The 17218-nt window shown below is 55.3% G+C and carries 17 protein-coding genes; 3 read left to right on the top strand and 14 right to left on the bottom strand.

Annotation, left to right across the window (positions count from 1 at the left end):
• The first annotated feature begins 131 nt into the window (after positions 1-131).
• On the top strand, positions 132-803 hold the full coding sequence (locus F3J28_RS21695) for an HAD-IB family hydrolase (RefSeq protein WP_008458304.1): 672 nt from the start codon (positions 132-134) through the stop codon (positions 801-803).
• A gap of 46 nt (positions 804-849) precedes the next feature.
• On the opposite strand, the gene F3J28_RS21690 is transcribed toward F3J28_RS21695, so the two are convergent.
• From F3J28_RS21690 to F3J28_RS21670, 5 genes are all read right to left on the bottom strand, one after another.
• Positions 850-1890, bottom strand: a complete 1041-nt coding sequence (locus F3J28_RS21690) for a TerC/Alx family metal homeostasis membrane protein (RefSeq protein ID WP_166879700.1) — start codon at positions 1888-1890, stop codon at positions 850-852.
• A gap of 129 nt (positions 1891-2019) precedes the next feature.
• Positions 2020-2790 carry an anti-sigma factor family protein gene (locus F3J28_RS21685; RefSeq protein ID WP_166879698.1) on the bottom strand — a complete coding sequence of 257 codons (771 nt, stop codon included), beginning with the start codon at positions 2788-2790 and terminating at the stop codon, positions 2020-2022.
• Entirely contained in the window at positions 2787-3299 is a 513-nt protein-coding gene (locus F3J28_RS21680) for an RNA polymerase sigma factor (RefSeq protein ID WP_008458310.1), read from the bottom strand. Before F3J28_RS21680 ends, F3J28_RS21685 begins: the two co-directional genes overlap by 4 nt.
• Before the next feature lie 20 nt (positions 3300-3319).
• Entirely contained in the window at positions 3320-3862 is a 543-nt protein-coding gene (locus F3J28_RS21675) for a cytochrome b (protein ID WP_166879695.1), read from the bottom strand.
• Positions 3859-4947 (bottom strand): catalase family peroxidase, encoded by a 1089-nt coding sequence (locus F3J28_RS21670; RefSeq protein WP_502706917.1) that lies wholly within the window; start codon positions 4945-4947, stop codon positions 3859-3861. Before F3J28_RS21670 ends, F3J28_RS21675 begins: the two co-directional genes overlap by 4 nt.
• Before the next feature lie 577 nt (positions 4948-5524).
• Between F3J28_RS21670 and F3J28_RS21665 the strand changes: the two genes are divergently transcribed.
• Positions 5525-7090 (top strand): methyl-accepting chemotaxis protein, encoded by a 1566-nt coding sequence (locus F3J28_RS21665; protein ID WP_166879692.1) that lies wholly within the window; start codon positions 5525-5527, stop codon positions 7088-7090.
• A gap of 37 nt (positions 7091-7127) precedes the next feature.
• Here the strand turns inward: F3J28_RS21665 and F3J28_RS21660 are convergent, their stop codons facing one another.
• Positions 7128-7844, bottom strand: coding sequence for a Type III secretion system effector HopBA1 (locus tag F3J28_RS21660; RefSeq protein WP_166879690.1), 717 nt, complete (start codon positions 7842-7844; stop codon positions 7128-7130).
• Positions 7845-7975: 131 nt separating this feature from the next.
• On the bottom strand, positions 7976-8392 hold the full coding sequence (locus F3J28_RS21655) for a hypothetical protein (RefSeq protein WP_166879687.1): 417 nt from the start codon (positions 8390-8392) through the stop codon (positions 7976-7978).
• A gap of 282 nt (positions 8393-8674) precedes the next feature.
• Here F3J28_RS21655 and mutS point away from each other — a divergent pair, with 282 nt between their 5' ends.
• Positions 8675-11236, top strand: coding sequence for a DNA mismatch repair protein MutS (gene mutS / locus F3J28_RS21650; protein WP_166879684.1), 2562 nt, complete (start codon positions 8675-8677; stop codon positions 11234-11236).
• Between the two features lie 67 nt (positions 11237-11303).
• On the opposite strand, the gene rpoS is transcribed toward mutS, so the two are convergent.
• From rpoS to ispD, 7 genes are all read right to left on the bottom strand, one after another.
• On the bottom strand, positions 11304-12296 hold the full coding sequence (rpoS, locus tag F3J28_RS21645) for an RNA polymerase sigma factor RpoS (RefSeq protein ID WP_008458325.1): 993 nt from the start codon (positions 12294-12296) through the stop codon (positions 11304-11306).
• Between the two features lie 56 nt (positions 12297-12352).
• Positions 12353-13486, bottom strand: a complete 1134-nt coding sequence (gene nlpD, locus F3J28_RS21640; RefSeq protein WP_166879681.1) for a murein hydrolase activator NlpD — start codon at positions 13484-13486, stop codon at positions 12353-12355.
• A 130-nt stretch (positions 13487-13616) separates the two neighbouring features.
• Entirely contained in the window at positions 13617-14243 is a 627-nt protein-coding gene (locus tag F3J28_RS21635; RefSeq protein ID WP_008458329.1) for a protein-L-isoaspartate(D-aspartate) O-methyltransferase, read from the bottom strand.
• Positions 14237-14998 carry a 5'/3'-nucleotidase SurE gene (gene surE, locus F3J28_RS21630; RefSeq protein ID WP_039287134.1) on the bottom strand — a complete coding sequence of 254 codons (762 nt, stop codon included), beginning with the start codon at positions 14996-14998 and terminating at the stop codon, positions 14237-14239. Before surE ends, F3J28_RS21635 begins: the two co-directional genes overlap by 7 nt.
• Positions 14979-16025: a tRNA pseudouridine(13) synthase TruD gene (gene truD / locus F3J28_RS21625; RefSeq protein ID WP_166879678.1), complete on the bottom strand. Its 1047-nt coding sequence runs from the start codon at positions 16023-16025 to the stop codon at positions 14979-14981. Before truD ends, surE begins: the two co-directional genes overlap by 20 nt.
• Positions 16025-16504, bottom strand: a complete 480-nt coding sequence (gene ispF, locus F3J28_RS21620; protein WP_008458332.1) for a 2-C-methyl-D-erythritol 2,4-cyclodiphosphate synthase — start codon at positions 16502-16504, stop codon at positions 16025-16027. The genes truD and ispF overlap by 1 nt, the downstream gene beginning before the upstream one ends.
• Positions 16504-17214, bottom strand: coding sequence for a 2-C-methyl-D-erythritol 4-phosphate cytidylyltransferase (ispD, locus tag F3J28_RS21615; RefSeq protein ID WP_166879675.1), 711 nt, complete (start codon positions 17212-17214; stop codon positions 16504-16506). Before ispD ends, ispF begins: the two co-directional genes overlap by 1 nt.
• Positions 17215-17218 lie beyond the last annotated feature (4 nt).

Here is a 17218-nt window from a genome sequence, read left to right as displayed (position 1 = left end):
GATTTATGTTCATTCGGCTACCCTATCACATTTCGCGATGGTTTCCGTAGCGGGATTTAAAAGTTTATAATTTCCCCATCGTTCGCAAGATGCCCTCGCGACGAACAGATAAAAAGGAAAGTTGGGAATCTATGGTTGTTATGAATGATCCTTCGCCAGGCGTCCTGTCGGTTTTTGATTTTGACGGCACGCTGACCCATAGCGATAGCTTTGTCCCGTTCCTGCGGTTTGCCTTTGGGCGCAAAACCTTCGCGCGCAAGATGATGCGTATGGTCATTCCGACGCTCAAATGCCTGCGCCGGAAACTGACCCGCGATGAATTAAAAGAAATCCTGATTTCAACCTTCTTAACCGGCGTGAATGAGCAGTGGGTTAAGGATAAAGCCGAAGTGTATTGCGCGAAAAACTTCGAAAAAATGATGCGCCCGCGTGGGCTGATGGCGGTTGCCGCTGAGCTGCGTTCTGGCGCTGAAGTTACGCTGTGCTCTGCGTCTCCGGCCATCGTGCTGCTGCCGTTCGCCGAACGTCTGGGCGTGAAGCTCATCGGCACTCAGCTTGAAGTGGTGGACGGCGTGTTAACCGGCCGCATTAACGGCCATAACTGCCGCTGCGATCAAAAGATTCAGCGTCTGGAACAGATTTATGGCCCGCTTAATCAGCTGCATTTGCGCGCCTGGGGGGATTCAAGAGGGGATTATGAGCTGCTGACCGCAGCCAGGGATTACCACTGGCGCCACTTCCACCGCGCCAAATCTCGTCGTCGCTCACCTATCGAAAGATTACGCCTCGACAAACATCTCTGAGTCTCGTCATCAGGACGCCCTCGCCCGAAGACGTCCTTCATCCTGTTCAGTTCTTACTGTCGCTTGATTCCGCTTTTGCCGGGAACATCACGCTGAGGATGATGCCCACGGCCAGCACGCCCAACACAACGTACAGGCTGGCGGTGGCCGAGATGCTGTACCCGTGGTGCCAGATATGTTCGCTGGCGTTAAGTCCGAGCTTAACGGCGATAAAGAACAGCAGCACCACCACCGCTTTTTCCAGGTGAACGAGATACTGTTTTAAGGCTTCCAGCACAAAATACAGGGTACGCAAGCCAAGTATCGCAAACATCATTGCGCTGTAGACGATCAGCGGTTCACGGCTGACGGCAATAATGGCCGGGACAGAATCAAAAGCGAACATCACGTCAGACAGCTCAACCACCGCCACGCAAAGCATCAGCGGCGTAGCATACAGCGTGGCTTTTTTTACTCGCCCAACGGTGATGGCCTGGTTTTCTGGCTTCGCCAGCTCGTGGTCAACCTCAGCCTGGTTAAGCAGGAATTTGCGCCCGGCAAGCTTTGGCCAAAGAGGGAAAAAGCGTTTTATCAGCCGATAAGCCAGATGCTGAGAGTAGTCCTCAACTTCGTCCTCTCCATCGTTGCCTTTGAGCATCATCACCGCCGTCCACGCCACAATCAGCGCAAATACGATTTCAACATAAGGCCCCAGCGACAACAGCCCGGTGCCGATGGCCACAAAAATGCCTCTGAAAACAATCGCGCCGATAACGCCCCAGTACAACACGCGGTGCCGGTAGCGATCCGGAATGCCGAACCAGGCAAAAATCGCCATCATCACAAACAGGTTATCGACGGAAAGCACCTTCTCAAGCGCGTAGCCGGTGACAAACAGGCTGGCGACTTCTGCGCCGTGATGAAGATATAAAAAACCGGCAAAAAGCATTGCCACTGCAACCCAGAACACCGACCACAATGCGGCACTTTTCAGCGAGATGGGCTCGTCTTTGCGGTGCATAAAGAGGTCGATAAAAATGGCACCCACCGAAAGCGCAAGAAATACCGCTACCGTTTCGGTCGGGAAGCCAATATGTGTAGATATCATGTTTTATCCTTCAGGAATGACGGAGGCAGCTTCGGGGGATCCGAGTGCCGCCTCACTCCATTCAGGATAAGACCTTCAGGCAAAAATGGTATATTTTTTCTGACATTGGCGAATAAACCGACGCCTGCATTAAATTGCTCGCGCATCCCCCGCGTACTGCGCTACCGCCTGTTGTAACCTCGCCGTCTGGCTGTCATTGGCCGGGCTTATCATCGCGTAGTTATAGCGGCGATCGCTCCAGTACTGCGCGGTCAGGTTATCGGCCTGTCGCTCCCCTTTCCCCAGCGTAAACATGCCGGAGGGCCGGATATAATACGCCACGCGCGTGCCCTGAGCGTCCCGGTAGACCACCAGCGCCGCCGGCCCCTGCTCGGTTACCATTAAACGGCCGCCCACCAGCGTAAAACCGTAATTATCGAGGTCTGGTGCCAGCGCCCCGTTAATAAAGTAGCGACTCATCCAGTTATTCACCTCCGCACGATCGCTGGCCACAACGTCCAGCGCTTTCACGCTACCGCTGTTCACCAGACGATAGGCCTGCACGGCATCTTCCATCGGCAGAATTTGCCGCAGAACTTCGCTGGCATGCAGCTGCCACCCGGCCACGCCGCCCATGCCGACGGAGAACAGCAGGCTAAAAGCAACGGCTAACCGCCACCGGCGAGTGCGCTGGATTTGCTGCCGCGCCCGCTGTACTTCCGAAGCAGGGGCAGAAACCTTTGGCACAAATTCGTCCAGCGAAAGACGTAAACGCCGGGCATCGGCCTGCCATTTTTTGACCTGTGCGGCCTGCTCGGGGTGCTGCTGCAAATAGTGCTCAACCCACTTTTTGCGTTCGTCATCCAGCTGCCCGTCAACCCAGGCATGGAGATCCTGCTCGTCAGGTATGCGCGATTTCATTTTAATCTCCTTAACGCCGGGGTGGATGGCGTGCCTTCATCCCATTTTTGCAGCTGCTTTCTGGCTCGGGATAAACGCGACATCACGGTTCCCAACGGAATATCCAGCGACTCAGCCGCCTCTTTATAGCTCAAACCTTCTACGCTGATGAGCAGCAGTAATGCGCGCTGCTCCACGGGAAGCTGGCTGAACATCGCCAGCATATCGTCGTTGATCAGCATCTCCTCCGTTGACGCGGCCACCGGGTGTTCATCGCCGGTAAACAGCGACAAAATACGCTGATAGCGTCTTTTTCGCCGCTCGCCGTCAATGAATTGCCGGTAGAGAATAGAGAACAGCCAGCTGCGAAGGCTTTCCCTTGCCGCCAGATTCCTCTCGCGGGTAAATGCTTTCTCAAGGCAGGACTGCACCAAATCCTCCGCGGCATGAGGATTGCGCGTGAGCCATAGGGCGAAACGCTGCAGATGCGGCAGCATTTCCCGTACTTCCTGTTCGCTCAGTTTTGACATGATTTACTCCACTGGCGACGTTAGCCCCGGCCTTTGTAGCCCGTCATACTGCTGAACACGCCATCACGCAATAGCAGCGCATGAAATAATGCGGCAGTCAGATGCAGAATCACGATGACGAATAGCAGCAGAGCAAGCCAGGTATGCAGCGGCCGAAGCACGGCATAAAGCTCAATATTTTTCGCCACCAGCGCCGGTAGCGTAATGCCGCTCCCCAGCGTCACCGGGTAGCCCGCGGCAGAGAGCATGGCCCAGCCGACCAGCGGCTGGGCTACCATCAGAAGATAGAGCAGCCAGTGGGATAAATGTGCCAGCGCTACCTGAAAACCCGGCAGATTCGCCGGGAGCGACGGCGTTTTATAACGAAGGCGGAGATAAACCCTCAGGATAACCAGCAGCAGAATGGCGACGCCAAGCGGTTTATGCAATGAGTATAAAAAAGCGTGTAATGCCGACACCGTGGACACCATCCCCACGCCGATAAACAGCATTGCCACGATCATCAGCGCCATCGCCCAGTGAACGACGCGCAGCAGAGGGTGAAAATACGTCACTTTGCTCATAACCGGCCCCCTTTATTTACCTGAGCTTCTTCATGCGTACGGCGATTGAAGGATGATGAATAAGCCGCAGAGCGCGCGCTAAGCAGCGGATCGTCTGAGCCAGAAATACCTTCCGGCAAGATCAGAGGATCGTAGTTGATGTCCCGACAGTTGCCGTCAGCTTGATCTTGTGCGGTAGTGAGCACCAGCGTGCCTGCGTTAAGTTTTTGGTGGCTGTCTGGCCAGGCTTTTGTCGCATCGTTAGTCGCGTCGCCTTTTTCAGCCACGCTGATAATCAAATCCCATTTTAGCGGCCCCTGCTGCAGGCGCTGCTTGATGTCCTGCTGAAGGAATAAAGGATTCGCCTTGTCCTGCGCCGTCACCGGTACGCCGGGAGTCTGCGCCTGCATGCTCCAGCGCACGCCGTGAACCTCCCCTGCTTTATTGGTAAACAAGAACGCATTCAGGCTGTTGTAGCTGTCGCTGGCCCAGCTCGACGTCGGCACATAGCTCTTCACCCAGGCAAAAAACGGTTTTGCCTCCGGGTGAGCACTGATAAAGGCGTTCATTTTGGCCGGATCGGGCTTGCCCGTTTTAGGGTCGGGAATACCCGCCATTTGCTGATCGTAGAAACCCTGAGGAGTAGCAACGCTAAAGAACGGCAGCGCGTTCATCCCCGTGCGCCACTCCTGGCCATCGCGGGTGATGAACTGCAGCGCCATGCTGCGCACCGGAACGGCACCATCGGGCGCGTTGGGGTTCCCCCCGGCAATCGCCAGACGGCCAATAACCGGCGTATTGCCCGGTGAAAACACCGTTGCTTTTGACAGGGCGCTGGCGCTGCCGTTGGAGTCAAAATATCCCACCACACAGACCCCTTTGGCATGATTGCGGCGATAGCCGGGGTGCTCTCCTCCCGTTTTTTCCAGCGCATTAACCAGCTTGTCGGGGGATAAACGCCCCGGCGTCAGGGCCCCCCAGGCCCAGGCAAACAGCAGGCAGAGGGCTAACGGAATGGCGACTATCACGGTGCCACGCAGTAAAAATTGCTGCGGGTAGCGTAAATTTTTAAACATCGCGCAGAAAGACGGACGAGGTTCTCGCATAGGATCGGCTCACAATAATGAAACGGGATTGGGTTTTGGAGCACATAGGACGAACGAAATGAGCATTTATTCCCAGGTAATTAAAAATTTTTACCGCCCGTATTCCACTATCAAAAGCAGGGGAATGACTGCTATTAATTTTTATATATTCCGGGAATGTGAACATTAAAAACACCGATTCGGCCTTTTTCATCAATAGGTAAAAAAGTTAAATATTAAAAAAATAATAAACTTTTGTTAGCAGACGTAACGAACTCGCCACGATAATGACTTCAAGTTCGCGGACTCAGGTTCAAAGCATAAACGCAAAGTAAAATCACATATTAAAAACACAGTAATTTAGCTTAGAGGGAGAAAAAATAAACGCTATTGTTATTTATAGAATAAAGTATTCCGCCCTCGACAACACCGTGTGCATCGGTGTAAACCCGCCCTATTGACAACTTTTTGCCTGCAGATTAATTTCCTTTCCACCCTGTAAGCCAGCAAGACAACTTACCCGCCTGTATCCACTGCAGGAAAATACTCCGACAACACCATTAACATCACGCTCAATATTAATTAAAAGAGAGTTATTATGTTTAAAAACCTTTCCGTAGGTTCGCGAATAAGCGGCAGCTTTATCATTATTTTATTAACGCTGATTATGCTGACGCTGGTGGCGATTATGCAGGTAAATAAAATAAACAACGCGTTGATCGCCATCAACGATGTCAATAACGTTAAACAACGCTACGCCGTGAATTTCCGGGGTAGCGTGCATGACCGTTCGATTGCCATCCGCGACGTGACGTTAGTGCCGGCAGGCGAGCTGCAGGGCGTTGTCGAACACATCCGCAAGCTGGAGCAGGATTACCAGGCCTCCGTCCAGCCGATGAAAGGCATCTTTGCTCAGGGCAACGATGTCACCGCTGAAGAACGCACGCAATATGAAAAGATAAAAGAGGCCGAGCAGCAAACGCTCCCGCTGGTGAATGAAATTATCACCCTGCAGCAAAAAGGTGACGTGGAAGGGGCACGCCAGATAATCCTGAATCAGGCCCGCCCTGCATTTGTTAACTGGCTGGCCACTATTAACGGTTTCATCGATATGGAAACGCAGCTTAACGACGCGCTCGCGAATACGGCGCGCGGAATTGCCCGCACGTTCCACCTTCTGATGCTCACCCTGGCGCTGGCTGCCGTGGTCATTGGCCTGCTAATCACCTGGTCAACCACGCGTAAAATCACGCTTTCCCTCGGCGGTGAGCCGGTTGATTTACTGCATATGACCAACGCCATCGCCGCCGGAGATCTGACACAATCGCCTGAACTGCGTAAAAAAGATTCCAGCAGTATTCTGGCCTCGCTCAGCCATATGCAAAATGCGCTGCGCCAGCTGGTGCTGGAAGTTCGCCAGAACGCAGAGGGTGTGGCGAGCGCCAGCGCGGAAATTGCCAAAGGAAGTAGCTCGCTTTCTGCAAGGACGGAGAACCAGGCTGCGGCGCTACAGCAAACATCAGCGGCGATGGATCAGGTGGCGAGCACGGTGCGGAACAATGCGGAAAGCGCGCAGTACGCCAGTAAGCTTGCCAGCTCAGCCGCCACCGAAGTCGCCCAGGGGAGTGAAATGGTGCAGGGGATCGTCAGCACGATGGACGAGATCACTCAGGAGTCCGTGCGTATTGCGGACATTACCTCCGTGATCGAGGGGATCGCTTTCCAGACCAACATTTTGGCGCTGAACGCCGCCGTTGAGGCCGCCCGGGCGGGTGAGCAAGGCCGGGGTTTTGCGGTTGTCGCCACTGAGGTTCGTGCCCTTGCCCAACGCTCTTCCACCGCGGCGAAAGAAATTAAAGGCCTGATTACCGGCTCAGTACAGCGGGTAAACAGCGGTGCGCAGGAGATAGATCGGGCGGCGGAAACCATGAGCAAAATTTTAACCACCGTCAGCCAGGTGAACAGTATCGTGAACGAAATTGCGCATAATTCTGCCGAACAGGCGACCGGCGTGAATGAGGTTGCCCAGGCCGTTGCACAGATGGATAAAAACCTGCAGCAAAACGTCGCGCTGGTTGAGGTGACGTCCTCCACGGCAACCTCTCTCGATAGGCAATCTCGCGTTCTGCGTGAAACCGTCAGCGTTTTCCAGGTTGCCTCCTGAGCCTACAAAGTACGGGGAATCGCCATTCCCCGTTTTTTTATTTCGGGAAATTAATCACCAGGTGGCTGTTGTCGTCCTTCTCGTTCAGCGAACAGCCAGGGGATTTATCAGTCGAGTCGAAAGAAACCACAGGGCCGGGACGCATATCTTTAGGGCCTTGTTCACGGCTATGGTGAAAATGACCGCCGCCGCCCCAAACCAGCGTTTTACGTGCGCCAATGGCACGCTCTTCTTTTTCTGCAGCAGCGTTCCAGGCAATATTGAGCGCCAGCCGTTTGTTCATGTATTTGATGGCTTCCATCGGCGTTTTCGGCGCAGCGCCGGGAATATGGCGGTCAATGCCGGCGACGGAAATACCCGCTTTGTGCGCTTCATAAAGTGCCCCGGCAACCTTATCTACCCAGGCCTCGCCGTGTTTTGACCAGGCGTTCATGATGAAGTTTTTTGTCGCCTCTTTGCCATGAGCCAGCGCTTCGTGAAACAAGGCGTTATCGCTGTATTTCACAAACTCTACCGCCAGCAGATCCACACCAGCCTTTTTCAACTCGGGAATGGCATGGCCGACAAATTCAGGGATCGCAAGCTGACCATGCACGTCGCCCAGGTAAGCAAGCTTGTTATCCCGGAACAGGTTAGCCAGGGCCTGAACGGGATCGTTTACCGGCGGCTTAATTTTAATATCAGGGTGGATCCTTCCGCTGGCGTTAAGAGCGGCGGGCTGAACGCGATTTGACTGACCGACTGCAGAAAACATGGTTATCTCCGATGTTGGGATGTTTTCTGGTAAGTGGGTCACTGAAAATTGAGTTCCTGAAAGCGGAGCGAAAAAAATGTGTCTAAACGCAACATCCGGCAACTCACATACGTTGCCGGATCGGGCGGGATCTATCTTTTATAGTAATTATTAAGGCTTTTAATGTAGTTCATGCAGCCCATCACGCTGGGATCGGTGCTGTTGTATTTATAGTCTTTGATAATGCCGTTGCTGTCGGTAGAGATCTGAATTTTGCAGCTGTAGTTAACCGGCACAAACGTGGTTTGTGTTGTCGTGGCCTCAAACGGTTTACCGTTGACCGTACCGGTGGTCGTTTGCGGCGAAATATAAGGCTCGGCTCCCGTACTGTTCGTTATCCACGTATAAACTTTCGTGTCGTCAAACGTTTGCTGATTATCGGGGTAGCCTAATATTTTAAATGCGACGGTTTTATCCTGGCCCACGAGGCCACGCAAACCCTCATCAAGCTGTTGAAAAGAAACGCACCCCGTCACTGCCAGCACGCCCGCCAGTACCCACTTTCTCATAGACACCCTGGAATTTAACCGTTTAAACAGAATGAAGGCGAAAACGTTCGCCAAACTGCGGTATTACAGCCAGCCGCAGCTAGAACATATCAGAACAGCAACGCGTTGCGAGGCTTTCAGCAATGTCGTTTAACCGCTGTTTTCCTGCCTTTGATACTCCGTTATCATGGGCCATCTGCGGGGCGATTCCCGCGTGCAGTTTACGCCGTATTAGTGAGCAATAATGAGAACCAGAAACATCACTAACCACTTAAAATTCAACGAAATGGATATCATCACTCCATGAGTACTAGCGAAACCTTCGACGCCCACACCCCGATGATGCAGCAGTATCTGCGTCTTAAATCCGAGCACCGTGACATCCTGCTGTTTTACCGTATGGGTGACTTCTACGAGCTGTTCTATGACGATGCAAAACGCGCATCTCAACTGCTGGATATCTCCCTGACCAAGCGCGGGGCTTCAGCGGGCGAACCTATTCCAATGGCGGGCGTGCCTCATCACGCGGTGGAAAATTACCTGGCTAAACTGGTGAACCTTGGTGAGTCCGTGGCCATCTGCGAACAAGTTGGCGATCCGGCAACCACCAAAGGGCCTGTTGAGCGTAAAGTCGTTCGCATCGTCACGCCGGGCACCATCAGCGACGAAGCGCTGCTGCAGGAGCGCCAGGATAACCTGCTGGCGGCAATCTGGCAGGACAGCAAAGGTTTTGGCTATGCGACGCTCGACATCAGTTCCGGTCGCTTCCGCCTGACCGAGCCTGAAGACCGTGAAACCATGGCCGCCGAGCTTCAGCGCACCAATCCGGCGGAGCTGCTGTATGCGGAAGACTTCGCTGAGATGAGCCTGATTGATGGCCGCCGTGGCCTGCGCCGTCGCCCGCTTTGGGAGTTCGAGATTGAAACCGCGCGCCAGCAGCTAAATCTGCAGTTTGGCACTCGGGATCTGACCGGCTTTGGCGTCGAGAACGCCCACCATGGGCTTTGCGCCGCCGGCTGCCTGCTGCAGTACGTCAAAGATACCCAGCGCACTTCCCTGCCGCATATCCGTTCCGTGACCATGGACCGGCAGCAGGACAGCATCATTATGGATGCCGCCACCCGCCGTAACCTTGAGATCACCCAAAATCTGTCCGGCGGCGTGGAGAACACGCTGGCTTCGGTGCTGGACTGCACCGTAACGCCGATGGGCAGCCGTATGTTCAAACGCTGGCTGCATATGCCGGTGCGTAACGTCGATGTGCTCACCCGGCGGCAGCAAACTATCGCGGCCCTGCAGGAGCGCACCGCAGATATTCAGCCTACGCTGCGTCAGGTCGGCGACCTGGAACGTATCCTTGCCCGTCTGGCGCTGCGCACCGCTCGCCCACGCGATCTGGCACGTATGCGTTATGCCTTCCAGCAACTGCCCGCCTTGCGCGAGACCCTGTCTGACGTAAGCACCGACTACGTGCAAACCCTGCGCGAGCAGATGGGTGAATTTGTAGAGCTGCGCGAATTACTTGAGCAGGCGGTTATCGAATCGCCACCGGTGCTGGTGCGCGACGGCGGCGTTATCGCTCCCGGCTATAACGAAGAGCTGGACGAATGGCGAGCCCTGGCCGATGGCGCAACTGACTACCTGGATCGCCTGGAAATTCGCGAGCGCGAACGCCTGGGCCTTGATACGCTGAAAGTGGGATTTAACGCCGTGCACGGCTACTACATCCAGGTCAGCCGCGGCCAAAGCCATCTGGTGCCGATCAACTATGTTCGCCGCCAGACGCTGAAAAACGCCGAGCGCTACATTATTCCTGAGCTGAAAGAGTACGAAGACAAGGTCCTGACTTCCAAAGGCAAAGCGCTGGCGCTGGAGAAACAGCTTTACGATCAGTTATTTGATTTACTGCTGCCGCATCTGGAAGCGCTGCAAAAAAGCGCTACCGCGCTGGCGGAGCTGGACGTGCTGGTGAACCTGGCCGAGCGCGCTTATACCCTGAACTACACCTGCCCGACGCTGACGGACAAGCCCGGCATTAAGCTGGTCGGTGGCCGCCATCCGGTAGTGGAACAAGTGCTCAGCGAACCGTTTATCGCTAACCCGCTAAACCTTTCCCCCCAGCGTAGAATGCTGATCATTACCGGCCCGAACATGGGTGGTAAAAGTACCTATATGCGCCAGACTGCGTTAATTGCCCTGCTGGCCTATATCGGCAGTTTTGTGCCAGCTCAGCAGGCAGAAATTGGCCCGGTTGATCGCATCTTTACCCGCGTAGGCGCTGCCGATGACCTGGCTTCCGGTCGCTCAACCTTCATGGTGGAGATGACAGAGACCGCCAACATTCTGCACAACGCGACCGAACACAGCCTGGTCCTGATGGATGAGATTGGCCGCGGCACGTCGACCTATGATGGCCTGTCGCTGGCCTGGGCCTGCGCCGAAAGCCTGGCCAACCGTATTAAGTCGCTGACGCTGTTCGCTACCCACTATTTCGAGCTGACCACGCTGCCGGAGAAAATGGAAGGCGTGGCTAACGTCCATCTGGATGCTGTGGAGCATGGGGATACCATCGCCTTTATGCACAGCGTGCAGGACGGCGCGGCGAGCAAGAGTTACGGCCTGGCCGTAGCCGCGCTGGCGGGTGTGCCAAAAGACGTGATCAAACGTGCGCGCCAGAAGCTGCGCGAGCTGGAAAGCATTTCCGGCAATGCGGCCGCAAGCCAGGTGGATGGGACGCAAATGTCGCTGCTGACCACGGCGGAAGAGACATCCCCCGCCGTCGAGGCGCTGGAGAACCTGGATCCGGATTCTCTTTCTCCGCGTCAGGCGCTGGAGTGGATCTATCGGCTGAAGAGTTTGGTGTAGCCGTTACCAAACGGCAGGCATAAAAAAAGCGGTGATTTGCATCACCGCTTTTTATTTGAAGAGTCGATTATTCGCGGAACAGCGCTTCGAGGTTCAGCCCCTGAGCCTGCAGGATTTCACGCAGACGGCGAAGGCCTTCAACCTGAATCTGACGAACGCGTTCACGAGTCAGGCCGATTTCACGACCCACATCTTCCAGCGTCGCAGCTTCATAACCCAGCAGACCAAAACGACGGGCCAGCACTTCACGCTGCTTAGCGTTCAGTTCGAACAGCCACTTCACGATGCTTTGTTTCATGTCATCGTCTTGCGTGGTGTCTTCCGGGCCGTTGTCTTTCTCGTCCGCGAGGATATCCAGCAGCGCTTTCTCAGAGTCACCACCTAATGGGGTGTCTACCGAGGTAATGCGCTCGTTGAGACGCAGCATACGGCTAACGTCATCAACCGGTTTATCCAGCTGCTCGGCAATCTCTTCGGCACTCGGCTCATGGTCGAGCTTGTGGGAGAGTTCACGAGCGGTACGCAGGTAAACGTTCAGCTCTTTCACAATGTGAATGGGCAGGCGAATCGTACGGGTTTGGTTCATGATTGCCCGTTCGATGGTCTGACGAATCCACCATGTGGCGTACGTTGAGAAACGGAACCCACGTTCCGGATCGAACTTCTCAACCGCACGAATCAGCCCCAGATTGCCCTCTTCAATCAGATCCAGCAGCGCCAGACCACGATTGCTGTAGCGACGGGCAATTTTCACCACCAGACGCAGGTTACTTTCAATCATGCGTCGGCGGGAGGCTACATCACCGCGCAGCGCGCGGCGAGCAAAGTAAACTTCTTCTTCGGCTGTTAATAATGGAGAGTAACCGATCTCCCCAAGATAAAGCTGAGTCGCATCTAGTACACGCTGTGTTGCACCCTGTGACAGCAGCTCTTCTTCTGCAAGGTCGTTATCACTGGGTTCCTCTTCTACAAGGGCTTTTTCGTCAAAAGCCTCAACTCCGTTCTCATCATATTCCGCGTCTTCGTTTAACTCGTTAACTTTCAGCGTATTCTGACTCATAAGGTGGCTCCTACCCGTGATCCCTGGGCAATACACTCAATGAATGTTTTGCCGGTTTATCGCTGCGGCAAATAACGCAGCGGGTTTACGGATTTCCCCTTGTAACGAATTTCAAAATGCAATCGTGTAGAACTGGTTCCGGTGCTACCCATGGTAGCTATTTTTTGCCCCGCCTTAACTTCTTCTTGTTCCCGGACCAGCATTGTATCGTTATGGGCGTAGGCACTCAGATAATCATCGTTGTGTTTGATGATGATTAGATTACCGTAACCGCGCAGCGCGTTACCGGCATATACCACGCGCCCTGCGGCGGTCGCGATAATGGCCTGTCCTTTACTGCCAGCGATATCGATCCCTTTGTTGCCCCCTTCGGTTGCCGCAAAGTTTTCGATGATCTTACCGTCGGTCGGCCAGCGCCAGGTTGAAATTGGCGAGCTGTTAGACGTACTGCTGACGGTAGGTTCGGTAGAGCTAACCACAGGTGCCGTCACCGGTGCTGTGACAACAGTCTCAGCTGGCTTATTGCCCGGTAACATTTTAGTAGCACTCTGTTCACCTGAATCCTCAGAATACGTAATTGTCGGTTTAGAAGCAACTACCCTGGTTGAGTTTTGTTCAACTGGCGTCGCGACGCCCTGCGCGCGGGCATCGGCGGCGGTCACCGCGTTCCCGCCGGTGATTGGCGTGCCGGAGGCGTTGCCGACCTGAAGGGTTTGCCCTACTTCCAGACCGTATGGCGCCGGTACGTTGTTGCGCTGCGCCAGGTCACGGAAGTCGTTCCCGGTAATCCACGCAATGTAGAACAAAGTATCGCCGCGTTTAACGGTGTAGGTGCTGCCGCCCGCGTAGCTTCCTTTAGGGATGTTGCCGTACTGACGGTTGTAGACAATGCGGCCATTTTCAGTCTGTACAGGCTCTGACGCTACGGGCTGGGCCTGAGGCTGGCGAACCGGTTGAATTTGTGGCTGCTGCACGGGTTGAATCTGAGGTTGCTGGATCGGAACGGACATTGTCGGTGGCTTCGTCACCAGCAGGCTGCCGGTTGAAGAGCCTGAAGAACTGCCATTGCCGCCAACGGAACTGATCGGCGCCTGGGTATTATTGTTGCTTGTACAGCCTGCCAGCCAAAGGCTGGTTAGCGTCAACATCGCCGCCCGGCGTAAAGTGAAAGTTGGGCTTCCCGCGCTCATTTATCCCCCAAAATGATAACAACCAGATATGCATAAAACACTGTAGAAAAGCGGCGTAATCCACGCCAGCTTTTGCTGAATTCGGCTACGTTACGCCGAATTGGCAGCAAAAAAACCGGATATTTCCGGGTTATGCTAATTCGCCACGCACTAAGGGCACAAAGCGAACAGCTTCTACCGTGTCGATTAAAAATTCATCTCCGTGGCGCCGCACGCGCTTCAAAAACTGCCGGTCGTCACCCACGGGTAAAACAAGAATGCCGCCGTCATCCAGCTGCGACAGCAGCGCAGTGGGAATTTCCGGCGGTGCCGCTGTCACAATGATAGCGTCGAACGGCGCTTTTGCCTGCCAGCCCTGCCAGCCATCGCCGTGACGGGTCGAAATATTGTGTAAATCCAGCTGCTTCAGGCGGCGCCTGGCGTGCCATTGCAGCCCTTTGATACGCTCCACGGAGCAAACATGCCCTACCAGATGCGCCAGAATCGCGGTCTGGTAGCCAGACCCGGTGCCAATTTCCAGCACTTTTGACTGCGGCGTCAGCTCCAGCAGCTCCGTCATCCTCGCCACCATATACGGCTGAGAGATAGTCTGACCAGACCCAATAGGTAACGCGGTATTTTCCCAGGCTTTGTGTTCAAACGCTTCGTCGACAAACTTCTCACGCGGCACCTGCGCAATAGCCTCAAGAACCTGTTCATTCTTGATACCCTGGGCACGTAATTGATCGAGAAGAGCCTGTACGCGTTTGCTTACCATTGCGCCTCAACTCCGGCTTTTTCAAGCCAGTGGCCAACGACTTCATGGGCGCTATGTGCGGTTAAATCGACATGCAGCGGCGTCACCGACACATAGCCTTCGTCGACGGCGGCAAAGTCGGTGTCCGGTGCAACATCCAGCTTTTCCCCCGGTGGGCCAATCCAGTACACCGTGTTGCCACGCGGATCTTCCTGGCGAATCACCTGGTCTGCCGGATGACGGCTGCCGCAGCGTGTGACGCGAATGCCTTTGATTTGGTCCAGCGGTAAATCTGGAACGTTGATATTCAGAATGCGCCCGGTGCGCAGTGGCTCCCGAGCCAGCGCCCGGAGAATAGAGCAGGTGACCGCCGCAGCGGTCTCATAATGCTGATGGCCATCCAGCGAGACGGCCAGCGCCGGGAGCCCCAAATGACGCCCTTCCGTCGCCGCCGCAACGGTGCCGGAATAGATAACGTCGTCGCCGAGATTTGGCCCGGCGTTGATGCCCGACACCACAATATCCGGCCGCGGATGCATCAGAGCATTGACGCCGAGATAGACACAGTCCGTCGGCGTTCCCATTTGAACGGAGATATCCCCGTTGGCGAGGGTAAAGGTTCTAAGCGATGACTCCAGCGTCAGCGAGTTTGATGCGCCGCTGCGGTTTCTGTCCGGCGCCACCACCTGCACCTCGGCAAATTCACGCAACGCCTTCGCCAGCACCTGAATACCAGGCGCATGGACTCCGTCATCGTTACTCAGCAATATTCGCATAATCACCCGCTGTGTTCATGAGTTCCCTGACAACGCTGGTGGCAAAACTTCCCGCCGGTAACCAGAAGTTCAGCTCGACGGTGACATCATCCCACCAGTTCCAGCTCAGCTCTTTCGGCTGAACCAGCATCGCACGGCGCGCCGCTTCCACTCGCTCACGCTTCAACAACCCCAGCAGAATCTCTTCGTCCGCCACGGATTGCTGCTCAAAAGCCAGCGCTGCATTTTGCGTTCCCCACTCGCCATCGCCCGGCAGCGAAGCGGTGATCAGCAGTTCGCCGTCATTCACTCGCTGTTGCAGGCCAGGAAGTTCTTCCGGGGTCGCCACAAACCAGCTGCCGCGCCCTGCCAATTGTAGCGCATCGCCATCAACAACTTGATTAAAGTCTGTTTTTTTCAGGCGCTGGCTAACAATCTGATTAAACAACGCGCTGCGGGCTGCCGACAACCAAAAACTGCGTTTATTTCTGTCGCGCAACGGCGCATTGCTTTCTGCCCAGCGTTTCGCCTGATGCAGGTTATTGCCGCCGATGCCAAAACGCTGACTGCCGAAATAGTTAGGCACGCCCTGCTCCGCTACGGCCTGCAGGCGCTGCTCCATCTCGTGGCGATCGCTTACCTCGCGCAGCACGAGGGTAAAGCGGTTTCCCTTCAGAGCGCCTAAGCGCAGCTTGCGGCGGTGACGAGCAAACTCCAGCACCTGGCAGCCTTCGAGCGTAAAAGCGCTCATGTCCGGCATCTCTTTGCCCGGCAGGCGAACGCAGAACCATTGTTCGGTCACCGCATGTTTGTCTTTTTGCCCGGCAAAGCTGACTTCGCGCGCATGAACTTTGAGGAATTTCGCCAGAGCATCGGCCACGAAACGTGTATTGCAGCCGCTTTTCAGAATGCGCAGCAGCAGATGTTCACCGCCACCGTCCGGGCCAAAGCCCAAATCTTCGATCACCACGAAATCTTCCGGGCTGGCCTTGATGACGCCGCTGCCCTGCGGCTTGCCGTGCAGCCACGTCAGGTTTTGCATGTCCATTACTTGCCGGCCTTGTGCAGCAGCGCCACGGCTTCGCAGGCAATACCTTCGCCGCGGCCGGTAAAGCCGAGTTTCTCGGTGGTGGTGGCTTTGACGTTGACGTCATCCATATGGCAGCCGAGGTCTTCGGCAATAAACACGCGCATCTGAGGGATGTGCGGGGCCATTTTTGGCGCCTGGGCGATAATCGTCACGTCTACGTTCCCGAGGGTAAAACCTTTGGCCTGAATACGGCGCCAGGCTTCCCGCAGCAGTTCACGGCTGTCCGCCCCTTTGAAGGCCGGATCGGTGTCCGGGAACAGCTTGCCAATATCCCCCAGCGCGGCCGCACCCAGCAGCGCATCGGTCAGGGCATGCAGAGCAACGTCACCGTCGGAATGAGCCAACAGCCCCTTTTCGAACGGGACACGAACGCCGCCAATAATAATCGGGCCTTCGCCGCCAAAAGCATGAACATCAAAACCATGTCCGATACGCATTATACATTCTCCGTTTGGGTTAACCGCGTAAGATAGAAAGCCGCCAGGGCCAGATCTTCAGGGCGAGTCACCTTGATATTATCCGCCCGGGCGCTAATCAATTCTGGATGAAAGCCGCAATATTCCAGGGCCGAAGCTTCATCGGTAATGGTGGCGCCTTCATCCAGCGCGCGCAGCAGGCAGCTGCGCAAAAGTTCGAGTGGGAAAAGCTGCGGCGTCAGGGCATGCCAAAGATCTTCACGATCAACCGTATGGGCAATCAGCCCTTTGCCTGGCTCGCCCCGCTTCATGGTGTCGCGAACCGGGGCTGCCAGAATACCGCCGACTTTGCTGCTGGTGGTAATCGCCAGCAGATTATTCAGGTCATCCCGGTGCAGGCAGGGGCGTGCGGCATCGTGCACCAGCACCCATTCAGCATTACCTGCGGCCTGCAGGCCAGCCAGCACGGAATCTGCACGTTGCTTGCCGCCAGTCACCACGGTGACGCGAGGATGGATTGCCAGCGATAAAGAGGAAAAATAGGTGTCGTTGGGGCTGAGAGCCACGATCACCTGGCCCACGCGCGGATGCGCCATCAGGCTGGCCACCGCGTGTTCGAGAATCGTTTTGTCGCCGATGTGTAGGTACTGCTTAGGACATTCCGTTTGCATACGGCTGCCGATACCGGCGGCCGGTACCACGGCAATTACGTCCGGGGAGGAGTCTGCCATGCCT

Source organism: Enterobacter sp. Ap-1006, from assembly GCF_011752835.1.
Lineage (GTDB): Bacteria > Pseudomonadota > Gammaproteobacteria > Enterobacterales > Enterobacteriaceae > Cedecea.
Note: the sequence above shows the minus strand (reverse complement) of the source record. Positions and strands in the feature narration are given on the sequence as shown.